General features: G+C 61.9%; 18 protein-coding genes. 5 read left to right on the forward strand and 13 right to left on the reverse strand.

Annotated elements, in window-relative coordinates; genetic code table 11:
- Positions 1 to 14: 14 nt before the first annotated feature.
- The 3 genes from NG697_RS17985 to NG697_RS17995 form a co-directional block, all read right to left on the reverse strand.
- Entirely contained in the window at positions 15 to 1,208 is a 1,194-nt protein-coding gene (locus NG697_RS17985) for an acyl-CoA dehydrogenase family protein (RefSeq protein WP_308293015.1), read from the reverse strand.
- Positions 1,209 to 1,277: 69 nt separating this feature from the next.
- Positions 1,278 to 1,691: an acyl-CoA thioesterase gene (locus NG697_RS17990; RefSeq protein WP_252608250.1), complete on the reverse strand. Its 414-nt coding sequence runs from the start codon at positions 1,689 to 1,691 to the stop codon at positions 1,278 to 1,280.
- Complete coding sequence (locus NG697_RS17995) at positions 1,684 to 2,892, reverse strand: CaiB/BaiF CoA transferase family protein (protein WP_252614853.1); 1,209 nt, start codon at positions 2,890 to 2,892, stop codon at positions 1,684 to 1,686. The genes NG697_RS17990 and NG697_RS17995 overlap by 8 nt, the downstream gene beginning before the upstream one ends.
- A 206-nt stretch (positions 2,893 to 3,098) precedes the next feature.
- On the opposite strand from NG697_RS17995, the gene NG697_RS18000 reads away from it, so the two are divergent.
- The 5 genes from NG697_RS18000 to NG697_RS18020 all read left to right on the forward strand — a co-directional run bounded on the left by NG697_RS18000 (position 3,099) and on the right by NG697_RS18020 (position 10,599).
- On the forward strand, positions 3,099 to 4,001 hold the full coding sequence (locus NG697_RS18000) for a LysR substrate-binding domain-containing protein (RefSeq protein WP_252614855.1): 903 nt from the start codon (positions 3,099 to 3,101) through the stop codon (positions 3,999 to 4,001).
- Positions 4,002 to 4,130: 129 nt separating this feature from the next.
- Entirely contained in the window at positions 4,131 to 5,360 is a 1,230-nt protein-coding gene (locus NG697_RS18005) for an acyl-CoA dehydrogenase family protein (protein ID WP_252614857.1), read from the forward strand.
- A 201-nt stretch (positions 5,361 to 5,561) separates the two neighbouring features.
- Entirely contained in the window at positions 5,562 to 6,440 is an 879-nt protein-coding gene (locus tag NG697_RS18010; RefSeq protein ID WP_252614858.1) for a 3-hydroxyacyl-CoA dehydrogenase family protein, read from the forward strand.
- A gap of 377 nt (positions 6,441 to 6,817) precedes the next feature.
- Entirely contained in the window at positions 6,818 to 8,566 is a 1,749-nt protein-coding gene (locus tag NG697_RS18015) for an ABC transporter ATP-binding protein (RefSeq protein ID WP_252614860.1), read from the forward strand.
- Positions 8,563 to 10,599, forward strand: coding sequence for an ABC transporter ATP-binding protein (locus tag NG697_RS18020; protein WP_305884357.1), 2,037 nt, complete (start codon positions 8,563 to 8,565; stop codon positions 10,597 to 10,599). Before NG697_RS18015 ends, NG697_RS18020 begins: the two co-directional genes overlap by 4 nt.
- A 427-nt stretch (positions 10,600 to 11,026) precedes the next feature.
- Here NG697_RS18020 and NG697_RS18025 read toward each other — a convergent pair whose 3' ends face one another.
- The 10 genes from NG697_RS18025 to NG697_RS18070 form a co-directional block, all read right to left on the reverse strand.
- Positions 11,027 to 11,467: a nuclear transport factor 2 family protein gene (locus NG697_RS18025; RefSeq protein ID WP_252608259.1), complete on the reverse strand. Its 441-nt coding sequence runs from the start codon at positions 11,465 to 11,467 to the stop codon at positions 11,027 to 11,029.
- A gap of 83 nt (positions 11,468 to 11,550) precedes the next feature.
- Positions 11,551 to 11,949, reverse strand: coding sequence for a GlcG/HbpS family heme-binding protein (locus NG697_RS18030; RefSeq protein WP_252608260.1), 399 nt, complete (start codon positions 11,947 to 11,949; stop codon positions 11,551 to 11,553).
- A gap of 27 nt (positions 11,950 to 11,976) precedes the next feature.
- On the reverse strand, positions 11,977 to 12,930 hold the full coding sequence (locus tag NG697_RS18035; RefSeq protein WP_308293016.1) for an aldo/keto reductase: 954 nt from the start codon (positions 12,928 to 12,930) through the stop codon (positions 11,977 to 11,979).
- Positions 12,931 to 13,138: 208 nt separating this feature from the next.
- Positions 13,139 to 13,909: a cysteine hydrolase family protein gene (locus tag NG697_RS18040; RefSeq protein ID WP_252608264.1), complete on the reverse strand. Its 771-nt coding sequence runs from the start codon at positions 13,907 to 13,909 to the stop codon at positions 13,139 to 13,141.
- Positions 13,910 to 13,996: 87 nt separating this feature from the next.
- A complete protein-coding gene (locus tag NG697_RS18045; RefSeq protein WP_252608265.1) occupies positions 13,997 to 14,728 on the reverse strand; it encodes a gluconate 2-dehydrogenase subunit 3 family protein in 732 nt (243 codons plus the stop codon).
- 14 nt (positions 14,729 to 14,742) lie between these two features.
- Positions 14,743 to 16,425 (reverse strand): GMC oxidoreductase, encoded by a 1,683-nt coding sequence (locus NG697_RS18050; RefSeq protein ID WP_252608267.1) that lies wholly within the window; start codon positions 16,423 to 16,425, stop codon positions 14,743 to 14,745.
- A 93-nt stretch (positions 16,426 to 16,518) separates the two neighbouring features.
- Complete coding sequence (locus NG697_RS18055) at positions 16,519 to 17,691, reverse strand: sugar ABC transporter substrate-binding protein (RefSeq protein WP_252608268.1); 1,173 nt, start codon at positions 17,689 to 17,691, stop codon at positions 16,519 to 16,521.
- 80 nt (positions 17,692 to 17,771) lie between these two features.
- Positions 17,772 to 18,809 (reverse strand): ABC transporter permease, encoded by a 1,038-nt coding sequence (locus tag NG697_RS18060; RefSeq protein WP_252608269.1) that lies wholly within the window; start codon positions 18,807 to 18,809, stop codon positions 17,772 to 17,774.
- Positions 18,810 to 18,812: 3 nt separating this feature from the next.
- Positions 18,813 to 19,862 carry an ABC transporter permease gene (locus tag NG697_RS18065; protein WP_252608270.1) on the reverse strand — a complete coding sequence of 350 codons (1,050 nt, stop codon included), beginning with the start codon at positions 19,860 to 19,862 and terminating at the stop codon, positions 18,813 to 18,815.
- Positions 19,859 to 21,445 (reverse strand): sugar ABC transporter ATP-binding protein, encoded by a 1,587-nt coding sequence (locus tag NG697_RS18070; protein WP_252608271.1) that lies wholly within the window; start codon positions 21,443 to 21,445, stop codon positions 19,859 to 19,861. Before NG697_RS18070 ends, NG697_RS18065 begins: the two co-directional genes overlap by 4 nt.
- Positions 21,446 to 21,776: the final 331 nt, after the last annotated feature.

Genomic DNA, 21,776 nt, shown 5'->3' on the forward strand with positions numbered 1-21,776 from the left:
ACAGGGGTGCGGCGTCATCCGGAGAATGCGGAGATCCCGGTGATGTCGCGGCCGATCAGCAGCGACTGGATGGAGTCCGTTCCCTCGTAGGTGTGGACGACTTCCATATCGGTCATATGGCGCGCCACATGGTTCTCCAGCAGCAGCCCGTTGCCGCCCAGGATGTCGCGGGCTTCCTGGCAGATCCAGCGCGCCTTCTGAGCGGTGTGCATCTTGGCCAGGGACGCCATCGGGCCGGTCATCTTCCCCTGGTCGGCGAGCGCGGCCAGCCGAAAGCAGATCAGCTGCATGGCGGTCAACTCGGCCAGCATGTTGGCGAGCTTGTTCTGCACCAGCTGATAACTGGCAATAGGCTTGCCGAACTGCACGCGTTCCTTCGCGTATTTCACTGCGGCCTCGTAAGCGGCGATCCCGTGGCCCACTGATTCCCAGGAAGCACCGCCGCGGGTCGCGGTGAGCACTCGGGTGACATCGCGGAAGGAGTTCGCCTCGACGAGCTTGTTCTCCGCCGGAATCCGCAGGTTTTCGATAGTGATATCGGGCTGCAGGATCGCCCTTTTGCCGATCTTGCCGGTGATCACCTCGGCCTGGTAGCCCGCCGGGTAGGTACCGTCGCTGTTTTTTTCCAGAATGAACGCCTTGACCTTGCCGTCCGCCTCATCCCGGGCCCAGAGCACGACGACGTCGGCGAAGCTCGCGTTGCCGATCCAGCGTTTGCGCCCATTCAGGATGTAGTGGTCACCGTCCCGGCGCGCGCTCGTTTCCAGCCTCACGGAGTCCGAGCCGTGGTCCGGCTCGGTGAGTCCAAAGGCCCCGATCTTTTCCAGCCTTGCCATCCCGGGAAGCCACCGCTGCTTCTGCTCGTCGCTGCCGAGCGTATTGATGGTGCCCATCGCCAGGCCGGACTGGACCCCGATGAAGGTGTTGATGGAGCCGTCGCCCCGGGCCATCTCCATGGCCACCATTCCGGCAGCGAGGCGGCTCATGCCGGGGCAGCCGTAGCCTTCGATGGTGGTGCCGACGATGCCGAGTGCCGCGATCTTGGGGACGAGGACGAACGGAAACTCCGCCCGGTCCCAATAGTCATTGATGACCGGCAGAAGGTCGGTTTCGACAAAATTACGGACCTTCTTCCGGATGATCCGTTCGTCTTCGGAGAGGAAGTCATCGACCATGAAGTAGTCGCTGTTGATCTCTTCTGTAACCACAGTTTTTCCTTTGTTTCTGGACAGCCGGGCTCGCCGGTAGTGTTCGTCCGGTTGTTGTTTGGGTGGCGCTCAGACCGGCACTTCGGTGCGTAGATAGCGCTCCAGGTAGTCTCTTTCCCCGGCGTTCAGCGCGCGGGCCCTCCCGGTCGCGTCGTCGAGCGAAACCATGACCGTTGAGGCGTCCAGGACCAGATTCCCTTCCTGGTATCCGGCGTAGCCCATGGTGTAGGACCTGGCCCCGATGCGGACCACCCAGATGTGCACGTCGACATCCTGGCCAAACTCGATGGGCCGGCGGTAGTGCAGCGTCAGGGACGCCACCAGCGTGGCTGTCTCCGCGGCAGCGGCCGCGGAGGCCGCGTGGCGCCGCCACTGAATCCGGGCCTCTTCCAGCAGCGTTGCCACGCGCGCATTGTTCACATGGCCGTTGATGTCCTGATCGGACCAGCGGACTAACACCTGTGCGCGGAATTCCTCAGCCAACGAGCCGCACCTCCTTGGCGGCCAGCCAGGTGCGGACCAAGTCGGAGCTGGCATTGAGTTCCGGCGGAGCCAGTTCATAACTGACCGGGGTTTGGGAGAAGGCAACCGGGTGGCGCACGGAGGGAATCCGGCGTTCGCCGTTTCCAGCCATGACGACCGGTTCCAGCCCCAGCTTCCGGGCAAGTTCAATGCCACCCCTGACGTCCTGGATGGGAGCGCATGGCAGGCCTAATGCGGAGAGGTGTTCAAACCACTCCGCCGCGGAACGCGCGGCCAGGCGGTCTTGGAGAATGGGCCGCAACTGCTCACGGTTGGCGTTGCGCTCCTGCGGGTTGCCGAAGCGCGGATCGGCGGCAATTTCGGGAATGCCCAGAGCATCGCAGAGTTTGGTGAACTGGCCGTTGTTTCCGGCCACCACGATCAGCATTCCGTCGCCCGTAGGCATCGGCTCATAGGGGTACAGGCTTGGATGCTCGTTGCCCATGCGGGTGGGTACCACCCCGCCGGTGACGTACGCCGCGGACTGATTAACCATTCCTGACAGGGCCGACGAGAGCAGGTTCAGCTCAACACGCTGCCCTTGGCCGGTATTGTCCTTGTGGTGGAGTGCCCCCACAATGCCGATGCTGGCATGCAGGCCGGTGATCACGTCGAATATGGCCAGTCCGGCGCGGTATGGCTCGGTGTCCTGCCCGCCGGTGAGGTTCATCATTCCGGACACCGCCTGGACCAACAGATCATAGCCCGGCAAGCCTGCGCCACCGGCGGTGCCGAAGCCGGTAATGGACGCGTAGATGACATCCGGGTTCACCGCGGAAACGCAGTCGTAGTCCAGCTTGAACTGATCCAGTCCACCAGGCTTGAAGTTCTCCACGAGGACATCTGCCTTGGCGGCCAGTTCATGGGCGACTTCAAGGTCTGACTCGTCCTTGAGGTCCAGCACAATCGAATGCTTGTTGCGGTTGACCGACAGATAGAACGTGGCTTCGTCTTCACGGACGGGCGGCTTCCAGCCGCGGGTGTCATCGCCGTGCGGGCTTTCGACTTTAATCACCGTAGCCCCCATGTCCGCCAGCAACATGGTGCAGTAGGGCCCGGCCAGGACGCGGGTGAAGTCCGCAACCACCAGGCCGCTCAGCGGCCCGCTGCCGGAGCGGCCGAAAGCCTGGTTCAGCCTTGATGCAGCGTCAGTTCGATTCATGTCATGCCTTCCGGTTTGTGCTCCACATCACCCACTGTCCCAAACCCATTACGTCGCGTCCAATACGTATTCCGGCCCTGTTTGATGCCCAAAGCGCAATAAACATCCTTGTCGAGCCATCCTTTCGCAGGCCCGGCGAAGAACATTGATGCTGAAACGCTCTTAGCGTTTGACGCTTCTATCTGTCTGACGCATAATTTGCCCCTATGGAGATTCAACAGATCCGCGCGTTCCTGGCCGTTGCCCAGGAACTGCATTTCGGGCGGGCCGCCCAGCAGATGCATATGGCCCAGCCTCCGGTCAGCCGTGCCGTTCAGAATCTGGAACGGGAGCTCGGCGCCGCCCTCTTTGAGCGCAGCACACGCTCTGTGCGGCTCACCCCGGCAGGCGAGGCCCTGATCCAGCCGGCGACGGATATTCTCGATGCCTGCCGGCGAGCCAGGACCATGGTGACCAATGCCGGCAAGGGCGAGACCGGACGCGTGAGGGTCGCTTTCGCCGGAGCGTCGTCGCACGTCATGGTCGGCAAGCTGGCCAAGCTTGTCCGCAAGACACACCCGGGCATCGACTTCGAGCTGTACAGCTCGAATTTCGCCATCCCGGCCCTGGACAAAGTCGCCAACGGTGCCATGGAAATCGGTCTGGGACGGTGGAATTTCATACCGGCCGCCCTCAGCTCGCGGGTCATTGCCAATGAAAAACTCGTCATAGCCGTGCACGCCGGCCACCCGCTGGCGGGGCGAGCGTCCGTGCGGATGGCTGACTTGGATGGTGAGCCATTCGTGACCCTGCCCGCGGACCCCGGCGCCGTCCTGCGCGACCACCTCCTCAAGCTCGCCAGCGATGCCGGATTCCTGCCATCGATTGTGCAGGTAGCCCCGGATTCACTGACGCTGGTCTCACTGGTGGCTGCGGAAATCGGGGTGGCGATGACCGTATCTTCCGTTGCGGAGAATATTCACTATCCGGGCGTGTTGTTCCTGCCCCTGGAGGACCCCGTGGACCCCGTCTTGCTGCGGATAATTTGGCGCAAGGACAACACCAGCCCCGCCCTCCGTGAGGTCCTGAGGCTCTCTGAAATAGCGCTGCCAACGCCCGAACTCGCATGAGAAACTAATGCGCCAGACGGATCAATAGCGCCGTCATTTGGTATTGGCTCCGAGCATAAATTGCTGTCAGAGTGAACGGGGCGAACGCAAACCGACGCCCTTCAGGCCGTCACTGTCGGAGGATCAAAGATGAGCGTCACACCAGAAACCCTGTCCGAACCGGAACTGCGGACTATTTCCACCGCTGCCGGCCCCGCCGACGAGATCCGCTCGGACGTGCTGGACCTGCGGGGGCTGCTCAGCAGTGACGAGCTGCAGCTACGGGACACAGTCCGCCGGTTCGTGCGCGAACGCATCAAGCCGAACATCAAGGACTGGTACGAAGCTGCGCACTTCCCTGTGGAAATTTCGCGAGAGATGGGTGCCCTCGGGCTCTTGGGAATGCATCTGAAGGGTTACGGCTGCCCGGGCCGGTCCGCAGTCGAATACGGTTTAGCGGCGATGGAACTGGAAGCCGGAGACTCCGGGCTGCGGACGTTCGTCTCGGTCCAGGGCTCCTTGGCGATGAGCGCTATCCACAAATGGGGTTCGGAGGATCAGAAGAACCAGTATTTGCCCGGCATGGCGAAGGGTGAAATTATCGGCTGCTTTGGCCTCACCGAGCCCACGGCAGGCTCGGATCCTTCCAGCATGCAGACCTTTGCCCGCCGCGACGGCAACCAGTGGGTTATTAGCGGCGCGAAACGGTGGATCGGTTTGGCCTCCGTCGCGCAGATCGCAGTCATCTGGGCCGCCACGGAGGACGGCGTCCGCGGATTCCTGGTTCCCACCGACGCTCCCGGTTTCACCGCCACACCGATAGAGCCAAAGCTCTCCATGCGCGCATCGATCCAGTGCGACATCACCCTCGAGAACGTCACAGTGGATGACACCGCCAGATTGCCAGGCGCCGAGGGCCTCCGCGGCCCGTTCTCCTGCCTGAATGAAGCCCGCTACGGCATCATCTGGGGTGCCATGGGTGCTGCCCGGGACAGCTACGAGCAGGCCCTGGACTACTCACTGGAGCGGATGCAGTTCGACAAACCGCTGGCCGCCTACCAGATCACGCAGCAAAAGTTGGTGAACATGCTGCTGGAAATCCAGAAGGGCACGCTGCTGGCGATCCACACCGGCCGGCTCAAGGATGCTGGCACCCTTGCGCCCGTACAGATCTCCGTCGGCAAACTCAACAACGTCCGGGAAGCCATCAAGATTTGCCGCGACGCCCGCGCCATCCTCGGCGGCAACGGCATCACACTGGACCATTCGCCCCTGCGCCACGCCAACAACCTGGAGTCTGTCCGGACCTACGAAGGCACCGACGAGGTCCACACCCTCATCCTGGGTAACCACATCACCGGCATTCCCGCTTTCCGCTGAGCAGAGGATTGCGCGGCCGCCGCGGAGTCGTTGGCCGGCCTCGGCGGTACATGACTGTCACCTCATCAGACAGGACCCGGCCTGAGGCCGGTCCGCCGTCCCCCAACCGAAACATCGTTGTCCGGGACGGTTTTCCGGGCAGTAATTCTCAGCGCCGGAACGTCATGGAAATTCCCTTTGCGCACTAGGAGAAGAGAAATTATGCAGATCAACAAGATTTTGGTGGTCGGAGCCGGAGCCATGGGCTCACAGATCGGCATGGTGTGCGCCCTGGCCGGATACCAGGTCACCATTCAGGATGTCGCGGCAGACATGCTGGCCGCCGCCCGGAGCCAGCTCACCGACCGGATGGACAGCAGCGTGGTCAAGGGGCGCAGGAGCCGACAGGACGCCGAGGCCGCCCTGGCGCGGCTCACCTTCACCACGTCCCTGGAGGCCGGCGCGGCGGACGTCGACTTCGTGATCGAGGCCGCCACCGAGAAACTCGAAGTGAAGCGCAGCATCTTCGCGGCGTTGGGACGGGCAGCCCCGGCACACGCCATTCTGGCCACGAATTCCTCCACGCTGGGCTCCTCAAAAGTGGCCGAGGAGACAGGGCGGCCGGAACAGGTCTGCAATATGCATTTCTTCAACCCCGCCCTGGTCATGAAATGTGTTGAGGTGGTCCGCCACGGCAAAACATCTCCGGACACGGTGGACACCACCATGAAGCTGGCGCGTTCATTGGGCAAGTCGCCCGTGCTTATCGACCGCGAGATCCCGGGTTTTGTGGCCAACAGGCTCATGGGCGCCATCCGGGACGAGGCACTCCGGCTTTACGCGGACGGCATCGCCAGTGTCAGCGACATCGACACTGCGGCCAAGACGGCGCTGGGCCACCCCATGGGGCCGTTTGAGCTGATGGACCTGGTGGGCCTGGACGTGAGCTACCTGATCCGGCAAGCGACCTTCGAGGAAACGCAGGACCCGGCAGACCTGCCTCACCCGGCCCTGAAGGAGCTTTACGAACAAGGGAATTACGGCCGGAAAACCGCGCATGGCTGGTACCGATATGACCAGTCCGGAACCCGCATCCAGTAATGCGCCGGCGAAACCCGGCAGGACCACCCCACAAACCCACGCAAGACCGGTCCTCAGCGTCATCATCATGGCCTCACCCATGATCAAGGCCGGGGCCGCTGACACTGACGTGGCTGGCGGCGTCGAGTCCACGAGCCGTGCACGGCGCAATTGTCCTCGCGATCTTCGGACCCAAGACAAGGCCGAAACCCTTGGCAGTCTCCCCTCTGCAGATGCTGTTGCCCTTCTCCCGCACCGTAGGTACTCAGGGCAGCACCACAAAAACCCGCCCAACTTCTCCTCCACAGGCAGGGATCGTTCCCAGCCTCCGGACGTAAACTGACCTTCGCACCACCTCCAGCTCGAACACCAGCGGGACAGAACCTTTGGAGCCGCCCATGCTCTGGAAACTGCTTGTTGAATACCTGCGGCCGCACCGGCAGCTGCTGATCGCCGTCGTGGTTTTCCAGCTGGCGCAGTCCATCGCGTCGCTGTACCTGCCCACCCTGAACGCGGACATCATCGATGAGGGGGTGGCCAAGGGGGACACCGGCGTCATCCTGAGCCTGGGTGGCCTGATGCTGGGGATCACGCTGCTGCAGATCGTGTGCGCCGTGATTGCCGTGTACTTTGGGGCGAAGGCGGCCATGGGGGCGGGCCGGGATCTGCGCGGGGCCATCTTCACGAGGGTGGGGGAGTTCTCCGAGCAGGAAGTCACGAAGTTCGGCGCGCCCAGCCTGATCACCCGGTCCACCAACGACGTCCAGCAGGTGCAGCAGCTGGTGCTGATGGCCGCCACCATGATGGTTGCCGCGCCGATGCTCGCCGTCGGCGGCGTGATTATGGCCGTCCGGCAGGACGTGCAGCTGTCCTGGCTGATCGCCGTCGCCGTGCCCGTGCTCATGATCGGCGTAGGGCTGATCATCACCCGGATGGTGCCGCTGTTCCGGAAGATGCAGAAGCGGATCGACACGGTGAACCGGGTGCTCCGCGAGCAGCTCACCGGCATCCGCGTGGTGCGCGCGTTCGTCCGCGAGGACATCGAAAGCGCCCGCTTCGCCCAGGCCAACGAGGACGTCACGGACACCGCGCTACGTGCCGGCCGGCTGATGGCGCTCGCGTTCCCCGTGGTGATGCTGGTGCTGAACGTTTCCAGCGTGGCCGTGATCTGGTTCGGCTCGTTCCGGATCGAGGACGGCTCCATGCAGGTGGGCACCCTCATCGCCTTCCTGAGCTACCTGATGCAGATCCTGATGTCCGTCATGATGGCCACCTTCATGGCCGTGATGATCCCGCGCGCCGCCGTCTCGGCGGACCGGATCGGCGAGGTGCTGGGGACCGAATCCAGTGTGCGGCCGCCGCTGAAGCCCGTGAGCAGCGCGGTTCCGTCCGGCGGGCGGCGCCGCGGAGAGCTGGAAATGCGCGACGTCGGATTCGCCTACCCGGGTGCCGACCAGCCCGTCCTCTCCGGGCTCAGCTTCACCGCCAGGGCCGGGCAGACGACGGCGATCATCGGCAGCACCGGCGCGGGCAAGACCACCCTGGTGAACCTCATGCCGCGGCTGTTCGACGCCACCACCGGCTCGGTCCGCATCGACGGCGTGGACGTCCGCGAGCTGCACCCGGACCTCCTCTGGGGACACATCGGCCTGGTGCCGCAGCGGCCCTACCTGTTCACCGGCACCGTCCGCAGCAACCTGCAGTACGGCAAGCCGGATGCCACCGAGGACGAGCTCTGGGACGCCCTGGAGATTGCCCAGGCGCGCGACTTCGTGGAGGAGATGAAGGGCGGGCTGGATGCGCCCATCTCCCAGGGCGGCACCAACATCTCCGGCGGGCAGCGGCAGCGGCTGGCCATCGCCCGGGCCCTGGTGAAACGGCCCGAGGTGTACATTTTCGACGACTCGTTCTCCTCACTCGACACCGGCACGGACGCCCGGCTGCGCCAGGCCCTCAAGCGCAGCACCGCCGGCGCCACGCTGGTGATCATCGCCCAGCGGGTATCCAGCATCGTGGACGCGGACCAGATATTAGTGCTCGACGACGGCAGGATCGTGGGGCGCGGAACGCACCGCGGGCTGCTGGAGACGTCCGAGACGTACCGGGAGATTGTCTCCTCCCAGCTGGCAGCGGAGGAGACGGTATGAGCACGCACAACCGGCCGACGTCGGGCGCCACCCACACAGCCGCCCCCGGCGGAACCGCGGCGGCCTCGAAAACCGGGACTGCCGACGTCGTACGTATTCCCCGTCCGGCGGGCGGACCGGGACGCGGCGGGCCGTTCGCGGGGATGAACGTCCCGGCGGAGAAGGCGATGAACTTCGGGCCGTCGGCCAGGCGGCTGGTGGGCACGCTGCGGCCGGAGCGGGCGTGGCTGCTGCTGGTGCTGATCATGGGGGTGGCCAGCGTGACGCTCTCGGTGATCGGGCCGCGGCTGCTGGGGGAGGGCACCAACCTGATTTTCGCCGGGGTGGTGTCGCGGGAGCTGCCCGCCGGGGTGAGCAAGGCGGAGCTGATTGCGCAGCTGCGGACCGCGGGGGAGAACCAGAGGGCGGACATGCTGACGCCCATGGCGCTGACGCCGGGGCAGGGGATCGACTTCGCGGCGCTGTCCGGCGTGCTGTTGTGGGCGCTGGTGCTGTACGTGCTGGCGTCGGCGTTTATGTGGGTGCAGGCGTATGTGCTGAACGGGGTGGTGCAGCGGACGGTGTTCGGGCTGCGCGAGGAGATCGAGGCGAAGATCCACCGGCTGCCGCTGCGGTATTTCGATTCGATCCAGCGCGGCGAGCTGCTGAGCCGGGTGACCAACGACGTCGACAACATCTCCCAGAGCCTGCAGCAGTCCATCAGCCAGGCGGTCACGTCGGTGCTGACGGTGGTGGGCGTGCTGGTGATGATGTTCATCCTCTCGCCCACGCTGGCGCTGATCGCGCTGGTGACCGTGCCGCTGACGCTGGGGATCACGGCGCTGATCGCCAAGCGCTCGCAGAAGCTGTTTGTGGCGCAGTGGAAGCACACGGGGGAGCTGAACGGGCAGATCGAGGAGACGTACACCGGGCATGCGCTGGTGAAGGTGTTCGGCCGGCAGCGCGAGGTGGAGGAGCGGTTCCGGCAGAAGAACGTGGAGCTGTACGACGCGAGCTTCGGCGCGCAGTTCATTTCCGGGCTGATCATGCCGGCCATGACGTTCATCGGGAACCTGGTGTACGTGGGGATCGCGGTGGTGGGCGGCCTGCAGGTGGCGTCCGGGGCCATGCAGCTGGGCGACGTGCAGGCGTTCATCCAGTACTCGCGGCAGTTCACCATGCCGCTGGCGCAGCTGGGGTCCATGGCCAACCTGCTGCAGTCCGGGGTGGCGTCGGCGGAGCGGGTGTTCTCGTTGCTGGATGAGGACGAGGAGTCTGCTGAGCCTCCCGGTGGTGCTCCTGCTTTTGGGCGGGGGCGGCTGGTGTTCGAGGACGTGTCCTTCTCCTACTCGCCGGACAAGCCGCTGATCTCCTCGCTTTCTTTGGTGGCGGAGCCGGGGCAGACGGTGGCGATTGTGGGACCCACCGGGGCGGGGAAGACCACGCTGGTGAACCTGATGATGCGGTTCTACGAGCTGGATGCGGGGCGGATAACGCTCGACGGCGTGGACGTCACCTCAGTGCCGCGGCGTGAGCTGCGCTCGCGGCTGGGCATGGTGCTGCAGGATACGTGGCTGTTCGGTGGGACCATCCGGGACAATATCGCGTACGGTCGGCCTACTGCCACGGAGGACGAGATCCTGGAGGCCGCGCGGGCGACGTACGTGGACCGGTTCGTGCACTCGCTGCCGGAGGGGTACGACACCGTGCTGGAGGACGAGGGCTCCAACGTGTCCGCGGGGGAGAAGCAGTTGCTGACGATTGCGCGGGCGTTCCTGGCCCGGCCCTCGGTGCTGATCCTGGATGAGGCGACGAGCTCGGTGGACACCCGCACCGAGGTGCTGGTGCAAAAGGCGATGAAGGCCCTGCGGTCGGACCGGACGAGCTTCGTGATCGCGCACCGCCTGTCCACGATCCGCGACGCCGACCTCATCCTGGTGATGGAAGCCGGCCAAATCGTGGAGCAGGGGACGCACGCTTCACTACTGGCCGCGGGTGGGGCCTATGCCCGGTTGTACGAGGCGCAGTTCGCGGCTCCGGTGGCGGAGGTTTAGGTATCGTGCAATTGAGCATCCCGACCGCTTCTGCGTCGGCCTGCTGTTCGTTTTCAGATGCGCTTAACTCGCTACGTGATCATCGAACTTAAGACGGGCAAGTTCCAGCCAGATAGGCAGGCGTTTCTGCCGCCCCGTGTCAGATTGGGATTCAAGAGTGTCCACTGGGGTCGTGCGGGAACGCTTTTTGGACCCTATTCTGACGGCGTTTGAATAGCTGCCTGACGTCAGGTTGGGGTGTACCTCTCTGAGACCGAGGGCAAAAGCTGAAGGCGTGCGTCACTGGCGGCCATGGCTGGAAGATGGATCAGCAACCGCTCAGCAGGATCCCGGGACCTGCCTCACTCTGGGCCGGGCCGCCAGCTGTCGAGCGTCGGGGAAAACGGGGGGTGGTTTCCGAAAAGCCTGCCCCTTTCAGTCTTTGCCATCAGTAAATAAATTCATCATGGCTGGCTAGCGTGACTGTCCCGCTCTGCTTCGCTGAGGACAGCGTTGAGGCGTGGTACTGAACAATGAACCATGTCTGACCGTCCCTGCGGAGCACGAGGGATAGCTGCACCGGCACCGTTCTTCCGGCTGGGTAGGTGAAGTGGACGGCGGCGAATCCGGAGACGAGATGCGGGGTTAGTTGGCGGCCTTGGATTACTTGGAAACTGGCCGTGATTCCGGGGGGCAGGGCATCGTAGTAGTCGAAAACCTCGTTACGTCCGGTGAGCAGAGTTGGGCTGAGCCCTTGAAAGAGCGCATCGAGTGAAAAGAGTTCGACCATGCCTGCAGGCGTATGGCGGTCAAAAGCGAGCTTCCAGGCCGTTAGAGATTCTGCCAGGACGCGCGTAGGAAGCGTGGCTGCCGCGCTATTGATGTTCACCTCTCAAGGCTAGTGCAGCTGGGACTCTATCGTCTCGAGGGAACCTTTACGACTGCAGCACGGCAAGTTCACCCTTCTTTGGGCTAAGGCTGGGTGGTGGCGTTGAGTGCTTTCCTGAGGATGTCGATGTCCTCTTGAGTGGAGCCGCCGGAAATCCCGACCCCAACTTTCTCGCCTTCTACGAGGCTGACAGGTGCGCCACCGCCGAAGGCAATGAGTTTGCTTCCTGAGTTGACGGCGAGTCCATACAGCGGCTGGCCGGGCTGCACCTGGTCCGTGAGTTCCTCGGTTGCAACGTCGAATGATGCTGCTGTGTAGGCTTTGCGGAATGCCATATCCAGTGAGTGCAGGGGTGCTCCGTCCATTCTGTGCAGGAGGACCTGGTTTCCGTGGGTGTCTACGATGCTGACGACGATACTCAGGCCGGCCTCTTTGGCTGCTGTTTCAGCGGCCGCGGCGATTTTTTGTGCTTCTTCAATCATGTGGATTTCCTTGTGCTGGAAGGTTTTCTATGTGTAGGCAGGAGTGGGGACATTCGGGTCCAGCAGTCCTTCGGCCGCCAGCTGGTTCCAGAGCTCTTGGGGTATGTCCTGCTCGAGCCAGGAATAGTTTTGGTTCTGTTGTTCGATGCTGCCTGCTCCCATGCAGATGTTGGTGATGGCCGGGTGGGCTGCTGCGAATTGGGCGGCGACGGCTCCAAGGGGAACGTTGTAGCTGTGGCATATGTCTTCGATGGGCCGTACCTTGGCGATGACGTCAGCGCTGGCGGGAGCGTAGTTGAAGCGGGCGTTGGGTTGGGTTCCTGTGGCGAGGATGCCGGATCCGAAGATTCGGCCGTTGATGACTGCGATGCCTCGTTCCCGGCACAGGGGGAGGAGTTCAGTATTGGCCTGCTGATCCAGGAGGTTATATGTCCCGGCGATGAGTATGCAGTCGATGTCCGCGGCGTTGGCTGCTGCAATGCAGACGTCTGTCTCGTTGACCCCGATTCCTATGGCGGAGGCGACTTTCTGCTCGCGCAGTGATTCGAGTGCTTTGAATGCACCGTTCACTGCTTCGTGGAACCGTTGGAGGTATTGGTCTCCGTGGGTCCACCGGTCGGTGTCGTGGACGAGCAATACGTCGAAGCGGTCTGTGCCCATTCTCTGCAGGCTGTCTTCGACCTGTCTCATGACACCGTCATAGGAGTAGTCGTATTCCATTCGCATCGACGGTGTCTGCAGCCAGGGTCCAGTGTCGAAGGTCCCTTTGGGAGCGGGGTGAAGGGTGCGGCCGACCTTGGTAATCAGCGTGTAGTCATTCCGGTCCCGGTCCATGAGGTCGTCGGCAAGCCGGTATTCGGCGAGCCCGTGACCGTACATCGGTGCGGTGTCGAACAGGCGCACTCCCGAATCCCAGGCGTGCCGGACCAGGGAGCGTGCCGTTTCCGTGGTCATCACCTTTCCCATATTCCCGAGGGCCACGGATCCGAAACCGGCCAGGGAGGTGGACCAGCCGGAGCTCCCAAACTTGCGTTGTTCTGTGACATGGAATGGTCCCAATGGTTTTCCTATCGGTGGGCGTAAAGCCAGGGATTTATTGGTTAGACAATGATTGAGCCGGATGGCGGCGGCGCTTTAATGGAGCCACCCGCGTCCAGTGTCAGGACGCGGGTGGCCCCGGGGTGGTGATTTAGCGTGCTGCGCTGGTGAGCTGTTCGTTGGACTTTGTCTGGGCGGCGGAGGAGCGTTCAACCAGGGCTGCGAACTCGTCGCTGGACATCACGTCGGCGTACTGTGCCTGGATGTTGCGCAGGGATTCCCAGTACTGGCCGTAGCCTTCGGGTGTTTCGTGATCGAATTCCGGGTTGCGGCCGTGCGAGTTGACTGGGATCGCAGTTCCGGCGTCCGCAACGACAATGACTTTGTAGCCGCGGTCGAAACCGTCGCGGGCGGTGGTGGGGACGCAGTTGGCCGTTGAGGACCCGATGATGACCAGGTATTCCGCGTGGTCCTGCATCAGGTACTCGTTGAAGGCGGTTCCGTAAAAGCTGCTGTTGCGGTGCTTCTGGAAGACGGGTTCGCCCTTTTGGGGTTCGAATCCGTCTACCAGCGCCCCGTTCCAGGTGCCGTGGTTGAAGGGGGAATCCGGTTCCTTCCAGGAGGGGTACTTAAGCCCCCAGATACCCAGGTCCGCGCCGTCAGGGTTCATGCCCCAGAGCGACCAGTTCACCTTAATGCCCTTTTCCCGGGCGAGTTCCACGATCCGCTTTGCAGGTCCGAGGGATTCCTGGCCGGAGGGGGCGCCCCCAACACTTTCAACGTAGTCGGCGCCCTTGGGGTCAAGGCAGAGATTCTGGATGTCCAGGGCGTGCACGACGGTCTTGCTGAGGTCGATGGTGTCCGGGATGAAGCGGTTGGAACGGTCAACGTACTTGTTGAGCTTGTCTTCGAAGGCGGTCATTGTCGTCTTTCCTCTCGATTTATTTCAGATGGTCCATGGTCGGCTGTGCAGCGCCGGCGACGGGGGTTGCTTGGTTGTCCGGGACGGTCACTGACCGTCCTGCTCCTGTTTGGAGGTGGGATCCTGGCTGTGTTTGAAGCCTGGGACCAGGTCTTCCCAGTCGTACTCCTGGATGAAGAACTCGGCGGTACTGTAAGTGCCGTCCATGGTGTCCTTCAGGCTTTTAGGCCCGACGAAACCGACTGTTTTCCAGCCCATCTGGTCCTTATTCCCCCCATACACGGGGTCGCCGTAGAAACCCTGGCGGACGTGGAGGCAGAGGGTGTCGAAGAAACTCTTGCCTTCGTCAGTGTTTCCCTGAAGGCGTGAGTAGTACACCTCCCGGGATGTCAGCGAGACCGGGATTGGTTTTGGCACCCCGCTGATTTGTTCGAGAACCTCGTCCTGAGTCTGTTCGGATGCCTCCTTGAAGGAGGGGGCACGAAGTTCCCGCGCCTTCTTGTCCAGTTCGTGTATGCCTTCCCGGTACAGGCGCTGCATGTTGGCATTCCTGGCCCGGGCCGCGTGCGCGTCTTTGTCTGCCAGTTGCAGGAAGCCGCTTCCGTCCGCTGCAGCGTAGAGGTAAGCGATGCCAAATAGATACCTGTCGATGAAGACGATGACGCGCGCCTCGCGTGCTCCTGGATCTTGGTCAGTGGGCATGATCCTTGCCGCTGCGGCTTCAATCGTGTCCCACTCGTGATCGGTGAAGAATAGCTTTTCGGTCGTATCAGGATCGATGCGGATGGGAGCGATTTCCCAGTCAGCTTTTGACACCATTTGTTCTCCTCCTTCTAGGATTTCTTGATCGGGGACAGGGTCAGCCGTTCGGAGCGGCCCTTCATGTAGGTGTTGGCGATGTAGTCCGCGCACCGCCAGGAATGGGCCATGATGGTGAGCGTCGGGTTCACACCGAGCGCGGTTGGAAAACCTGCCCCATCGAGGACGAAGAGGTTCTCGACGGAGTGCGCTTGGCCCCACTCGTTCAGCACCGATTTGGCAGGGTCGGTTCCCATCCGGACGGTGCCCTGCTGGTGGCAGGCGTTGCCGGTGAATTCGTCCCCGAGGTAGACGGGCACGGTCTTCTTCGCGCCGGCCGCCTGGAGGATCTCCTGGTTCTGATCGATCTGCCACTTGCTCATTGCTATGTCGTTCGCGTGAGGTTTGTTGGTGATGCGCGCGACCGGCATCCCCCAGGCGTCTTTGACGGTGGGATCCAGATCGACCCTGTTGGTCTCCTGGGGCATGTCTTGGAGGATGAAGCCGATTTTCATGGAATAGTCGAAGTAGTCACGGTCAGCATCCTTCATCGCCTGGCCCCAGGCTGGGCGGCCGGGCATGATGGCGTTGATGGCCTGTCCGATCTGGGTAGTGGCGATGATCCCGCCACCGATGTGCCCGCGGCTCTCGTCCGTTTCGTAGAAGTGTGTGGATCCGCCGCTTTGGTAGTTCCCGGTCCACCCGTTCAAGGGGTCTTCCATGTCCCTGTCAAAAAGTCCAACGGCGAAGATGTACTCGTGGAAGGTGGCATTCTTACCTACCAGCCCTGAGTCGTTCGCCAGCCCGTCGGGGAAATGGTTGGAGGAAGACAGGAGCATAAGGCGGGCGGATTCGATGGCGCCAAGGGCAAGAATCACCACTCGGGCATCCTGTTCAATCTCAGCGCCGCTGGGGTCAATGTAGATGACTCCGGTAGCCTTACCGTCCTTACCGACCTTTACCTCCCTAACGAAGCTGTCTGCCCTGACTTCGAAGTTACCGGTGGCCAAGGCTTCGGGAATGTAGGTGGTGGCCACACTGGAGCGGGTCTGGGTCGGGTCCCCGTACTGGTTCCAGAAACTGGTTCGGTTTACCGCCGGGCGTCCGAGGGCATTGCCTTCAGTCAGATGCGACATCGGCAGCGGGAAAGAGTTGATGCCGAGCTTGTTGGAGCCTTCATAGAACTTCTTGCCGAACCTGGTGGGCGGCAGCGGGGCGCTGGGATAGGCCTTGCTGCGGAAGCCTTCACCTTTGTCAGCTCCCGCGAGACCGGAGATACCGTAGCTCCACTCGACTTTCGTCAGATAGGGCTCAAGATGTTCGTAGCGGTACGGCCAGTCCGCGAGGCTTGCTCCCTCAAGATCTCCGTGGAGGGAGTGGAAGATGAAGTCAGACACACGCGGGCGGGGCATCCATCCCGCCATATGGCTGGTTCCGCCACCCACGTTCGAGGGGACCGGGGAGAAGTTGAAGATGCGGGCCTCGGAGTTCGCGTCACTGCGCACGGTGCGTGGCATGAGATTTACATCCGGCCACAGGTAGCTGCGGTTCTGGAACTTTAGTTCGTCACCGGAGTAGTGCTCTTCAGGCCGCAACCAGGGTCCCTTGTCGAATCCGACAACTTTGTATCCGGCTTCACTGAGTACTTTCGCTGCCGGACCACCGCCGGCTCCCAGCCCTACGATTACGACATCGACCGGGTCCATTTTTCGCTTCATCGCGCGAACCTTTCTTCTATACCTTGGGCAAACGGTGAGGTTTCGACTCCGGGTCCGGCCCGGAGGTGCGGGCCGGACAGGGAATCTGGTTGGTCAGTATTTGCCGGGGCCGCTGAGCACGTTCTTGAGAACACCCTCATGCCAGTCCACGTTGGACTTGTCCACCACGCCGGTGGGGATGCGGATGAACTGGTTGATTTCCTGGTTCAGGAATTCATGGGCGAAGAGGCTTTCGATCATCCGGCTGCCCATCTCCGCGCTGTTGACGTCCACCGTTGCGGTGAGCTTGCCGGCTTTGATGGCGCCCATACCGGAGACCAGGCCGTCGGCGCCGATGGTGATGATGCCGCCGGTGCCGTCCCAGTGCTTCAGGCCTCGGGCGTCAATGGCCTGGGAAGCACCCAGCGCCATATCCTCGTTCTCGCCGTAGATGGCCTTTACGTCCGGGAACTTGGTCAGCAGGTCCTGGGCGGCTGTGAGGCCCTTATCCCGAACATATCCGCCGTCGGCTTCACCAACGATCTTGAGGCCGGGGTGTTCGGCGATGGCCTTCTTGAAGCCCTGCTGGCGCAGCTTTGTCCAGTCCGAACCGGACGGTCCCATGATTTGGATGATGGAACCTTCGCCTTTGAGTTGCTCGGCGATGTACTTGCCGGCCAGGTATCCGGACTGCCAGCGGTCGTCGTAGCCGATATTTGATACCGTGGACAGGCCTCCGGTCGGGTCTTCGGCCTGGGATGGGTTGGCCAGTTCTTCGGTGGAGTTGAACTGGTAGAAGTCAATGCCTTTTTCGGACCCCTGCTTGTAAAGGGTCTGCATCGTTGCCGCATTAGCTGCGGAGCAAACAAAGACCGCGTCGAACTGCCGGGCAATATAGCCTTGGACGATTCCGAGTGTCTCGGTGCCGGAGTGGGCATCGTTAAGCGCTCCTTGGCGTTCCCACTTCCATTTGACGCCGAACCGGTCCTCGTATTCCTTCATCTTGTTGTGCGCGGCCTTTTCCACCTGGGTGTAAAACTCCGAGAGGATCGGGGGTGCAAAACCGACTTTGATCTCGCGTCCGTTGACAATCTTCTTGATCGCTTCGTCGGGGAGGTAGTCGGTTCCTCCGCCGCCAGCCGCGGCGTTGGAGCCTCCGGCGGGCGCGTTCACGGTGGTGCAGCCTGTAAGCAGCAGGGCAGCTGCAGTGGCGGTGGAGATGAAGGCGAGGCGGGCCTTGCCAGGTCGGCGGCGCGCTGTCTTCGAATGAAAAGTGCTTGAGCTCATCTTTGATGCTTCCTTCACTTGTGTTCGTGTCGTTCAAATGCCAAACGGTCGCTTGGCAGGAGTTGTGATGCTGGTATTTCCTAGGCGGGGATTCCTTCAAGGACCATTGCTTTTCTTTGCCGTACCTTGCCACTGACGATCGCGCTGATGCGGTTGGCGAGGACTGCCGCGACGAGGATGCCTCCGATGACTATTTTTTGGTAGCTCGAAGGGACGCCGACGAGGTTAATCAGGTTGACGGCGGCGGCCAGCGTAATTGCTCCGAGGATGGCTCCCAGAATGCGACCCCGTCCTCCTGAGAGTGCGGCACCACCGATGACGGCTGCGGCGATGGCCTGAATCTCATAACCATTGCCGAGATCGGCCGGGACGTTGGTGTTGCGACCTGCCATGATGATGCCCGCCACAGCGGCGGCCAAACCGCTGAAGATGTATGCCTGCATGCGCACCCTGTCCACGCGCACGCCTGACTGCATGGCGCCGGTCTTGCTGCTTCCCACGGCGAAGAAGTGAGTTCCCATGCGGGTGAAACCCAGGATTCCTCCGAGCACCAGCGCGACAAGGAGCGCGATGACCATCGGCAGTGTAAGAGGCCCTGCCAACGGGGTTAGACCGCCGATGATGTAAAACTCGGGAACCATATAGCCGATGATCGGAACACCCTTGGTCCAGATGTACAGGACACCACTGGCGAAACCAAGCATTGCAAGAGTCGCGATGAAGTCCGGCAGCCCGAGACGGGTGATCAGCAGGCCGTTGCCCAGGCCGACCAGAGCCCCCATGGCCAGTGCGGCCAGGAGCGCTGCGAACAGCGGCAGTCCAAAGTTCATGGCGGCCGCGGAGACACCAGCGCAGAGTGCCATCGTGGTGCCTATCGACAGATCGATGCCTCCGGAGACCAGAACGACCGTCATGCCCATGGCCAGGATCATGACCACGAGGCTGTTATTGACGAGGTTGTAGAGGTTTGAGCCGTTGAGAAACACCGGCAGTGTGAACGCTGCCAGCAGACAGATGAGCACCAACAGGGCCAGCACCCCCAGCGTCGGGTCGACAAGCAGACGGGTGACGACGCGGTCGACCACAGTCTGGTTCTTCTTCAATGAAGTCGTTTCCATTTCTCAGTCCTGCTTCCCTGTGCCGAGCAAGTGTGTTTCCTGGAGCTTTGCCGGCGCCGGAGGTGTAGGGCCACTTTTGCTGCGTTTCCTAATACCGCCCAGTACCAACTGCTGGATTCTTCGATCGAAGACAACTCCGGCAACGATGCAGAGTCCAGTCACGATGCTGAAGTACACCGGGTCCACACCGTTAAGCCGCAGTCCCTGCTGGAGAGTGGCGAGCATGAGCCCGCCGGCGACCGCCGCCCAGACTGAGCCTCTGCCTCCGGCGAGGCTCACGCCACCCAGAACTGCCCCGGCGATGGCAACGAATTCGTAGCCGTTGCCAAGGAAGGCCTGGACGGCCCCCAGGCGTGATGCCAACAGGACACCGGCTGCGCCGGCGAGCAGCCCCGAGATAACGAAGGTTCCGAGCCTGACGCGGTTCACGTTCACGCCGGCGACATTTGCCGCACCGGGGGCGATGCCTATGGCAAAGATACGGCGTCCGAAGACAGTTCTGATGAGGAGGAACTGCATGAGGACAAAAATGATCGCTGCTATCCAGAATCCCGTGGGAACCCCAAGGAAGTTTCCGTATACAAGGTCCGAGAAGCCTGGGGTGCTGACGCCCTGGAGTGGAACCTTTTCCGTCAGGACAATGAGCAGGCCGCCGGCTATATTCAGTGTTGCGAGGGTAACGATAAAGTCATTGATTCCAAATACTGTGATCATCAGCCCGTTGAATAGGCCGAAGACCAGCCCGGTGGCAACGCCTACAGCCACGGCCGTCCATGTTGGGGCGCCGGAGACGAGTGCCCACATCGTGGTACCGGCGCTGAGTCCCGCGACGGTTCCGACGGAGAGATCGATGCCGCCGCCGACGATCACGATTGCCACTCCGACGGTGAGGAGGAGGATCGGGATAGCGTTATTGATGTAGTCGCGGACGCTTCCCGAGGTCAAAAATACTGGAGACATGATCTGAAAGACGATGATGACGATGACCAGCGCGATGACGATGGGAACGCCGCTGGTAGAAAGGATGCGGGACGCAGCCCGTTGGAAGTTCATGATTCGGTCCTGCCTGCAGACATTGCGAGGATACGGTTTTTGACGGCTTCAAACTGGCCCGAGACCAGGGCATGGGGGACATGGTCGACCGAGCCCACGAGCCTCCCCTTTTTCATGATGATGACCCGATGGCTCAGCTCGACGAGCTCCCCGATCTCCGAAGCGATAACGATGGCTGCGCCCCCGTTCGCCACGAATTCACGGATCAGGTTGTGGACCTCGACTTTGGCGGAGACATCGATGCCCTGGGTAGGTTCGTCGAAAATCAGCAGATCGGGGTTGGTGTTAAGGCAACGGGCGACAATGGCCTTTTGCTGGTTTCCACCGCTGAGATTCCGAATTTTTTCCCTCACATCGGCGGTCTTGATGCCAAGACGTTGCCGGTAGCTTTCCGCCTGGGACACCTCGTCGCGGCCTTTCAGAACGAAACCCAGCCACGAGACCCGATCAAGGCTGGAAATGGAGATGTTTTCCGAGACAGACAGTTCAGGCAGAATGCCCAGCTGCTTCCGGTCCTCGGGCAGCATCGCCAGCCCCTTTTGATAGGCGGCGCTCGAATCGGAAAACTTGACCGCCTTGCCTTTCAGGTGCACAGTCCCACTGCTGATCTTGTCGATGCCCATGATCGCGCGGGCGAGTTCTGTGCGGCCTGCCCCCGCGAGCCCTGCGATCCCCAGGACTTCGCCCTTATGGACGGTAAGGGAAATGTCACGGAGGATGTAGCTGCGGTTGACATCGGTGAGACGGAGGACTTCTTCGCGGGACTCTTCTGCCTCCGTGACGACCGCTGCGGTGGCCGTGGAGCCGAATTCCCCTGCGGCTATGCCGAACATCATGCCCAGCAGATCGTCAACGGAGGTGTCTGGAACCTCAACGGTACCGACGAGGCGGCCGTCCCTGAAGACGGTGGCAGTGTCAGCGAGCCCAAAGAGTTCCTCAAGATGGTGCGTCACCCAGATGAGGGAGACTCCCTTGCCGCGCAGGCGGCGCATGTGCTCGAAAAGATTCAGGCGCTCCTCTTCTTCAAGGCCCGATGTTGGCTCATCGAGGATCAGGAGGCGGGTGTCAAAGGCCAGAGCCTTGACGATTTCGACGACCCGTTTCTTCAGGGCTCCGAATTCGCCGACGGGCAGCTTCAGGTCTTCCTCCGTGAGCCCGAACTCGGAGGCCAGGGACCGCACACGATCTTCCATGTGGCGGCGGTCCAGCCTCACGTTTAAACCAAGGAACCGTGCATTTACTTCTCTGCCAAGAAAGATGTTGTCCAACGTCGTCAGGGCAGGAACCAGGGAGAGCTCCTGGTGAATGGTATTGATACCGCTGCCCAGCGCATCGGTGGGCCGGCGCAGCTCCAGCCGATTGCCCGACAGCATGATCGTTCCGGAGTCAGGGGAGGTGAGGCCCGAAAGAATGTTGATAAGCGTCGATTTGCCGGCGCCGTTGCCACCGAGCAATGCGTGTATCTCGGCGGGACGGACCTGGAGTCCGACGGCGTCCAAGGCGGTAACACCCTGATAGTGCTTGCTGATTCCTTGGACATTGAGCAGGAAACCGTCAGCATCAGGGGCTGGGCGTTCAGTCACGCGTGCGCTCCTTCTCATCGTTGAAAATAGCGTGGGATAAGGATCCCTCGAGGGTGACCCAAGTCACTTACCAACCAATATAGTTGGGTCTAACAACAAAAGCAATGATTGCCGGCCAGGTTTTAATGTCGGATTCTGTCGGCTTGCGAACGTAGCCCTCAAAACCCACACTTTCCAGCCAATGGCGGGCTGCAAAGAGGTATGGCGGCCCGGTCAAGGACCTCTCGTACCGGGGCGACTCGGAGTGCATCACGGGAGTGGCTTTGGAATAAGTGAGGCGATTACCGGCAACCAAGGCAATAAGTTGAGAGGAACCACTGACCTTTAGTGG

This window comes from Pseudarthrobacter raffinosi (assembly GCF_023913835.1).
GTDB classification, from domain to species: domain Bacteria; phylum Actinomycetota; class Actinomycetes; order Actinomycetales; family Micrococcaceae; genus Arthrobacter; species Arthrobacter raffinosi.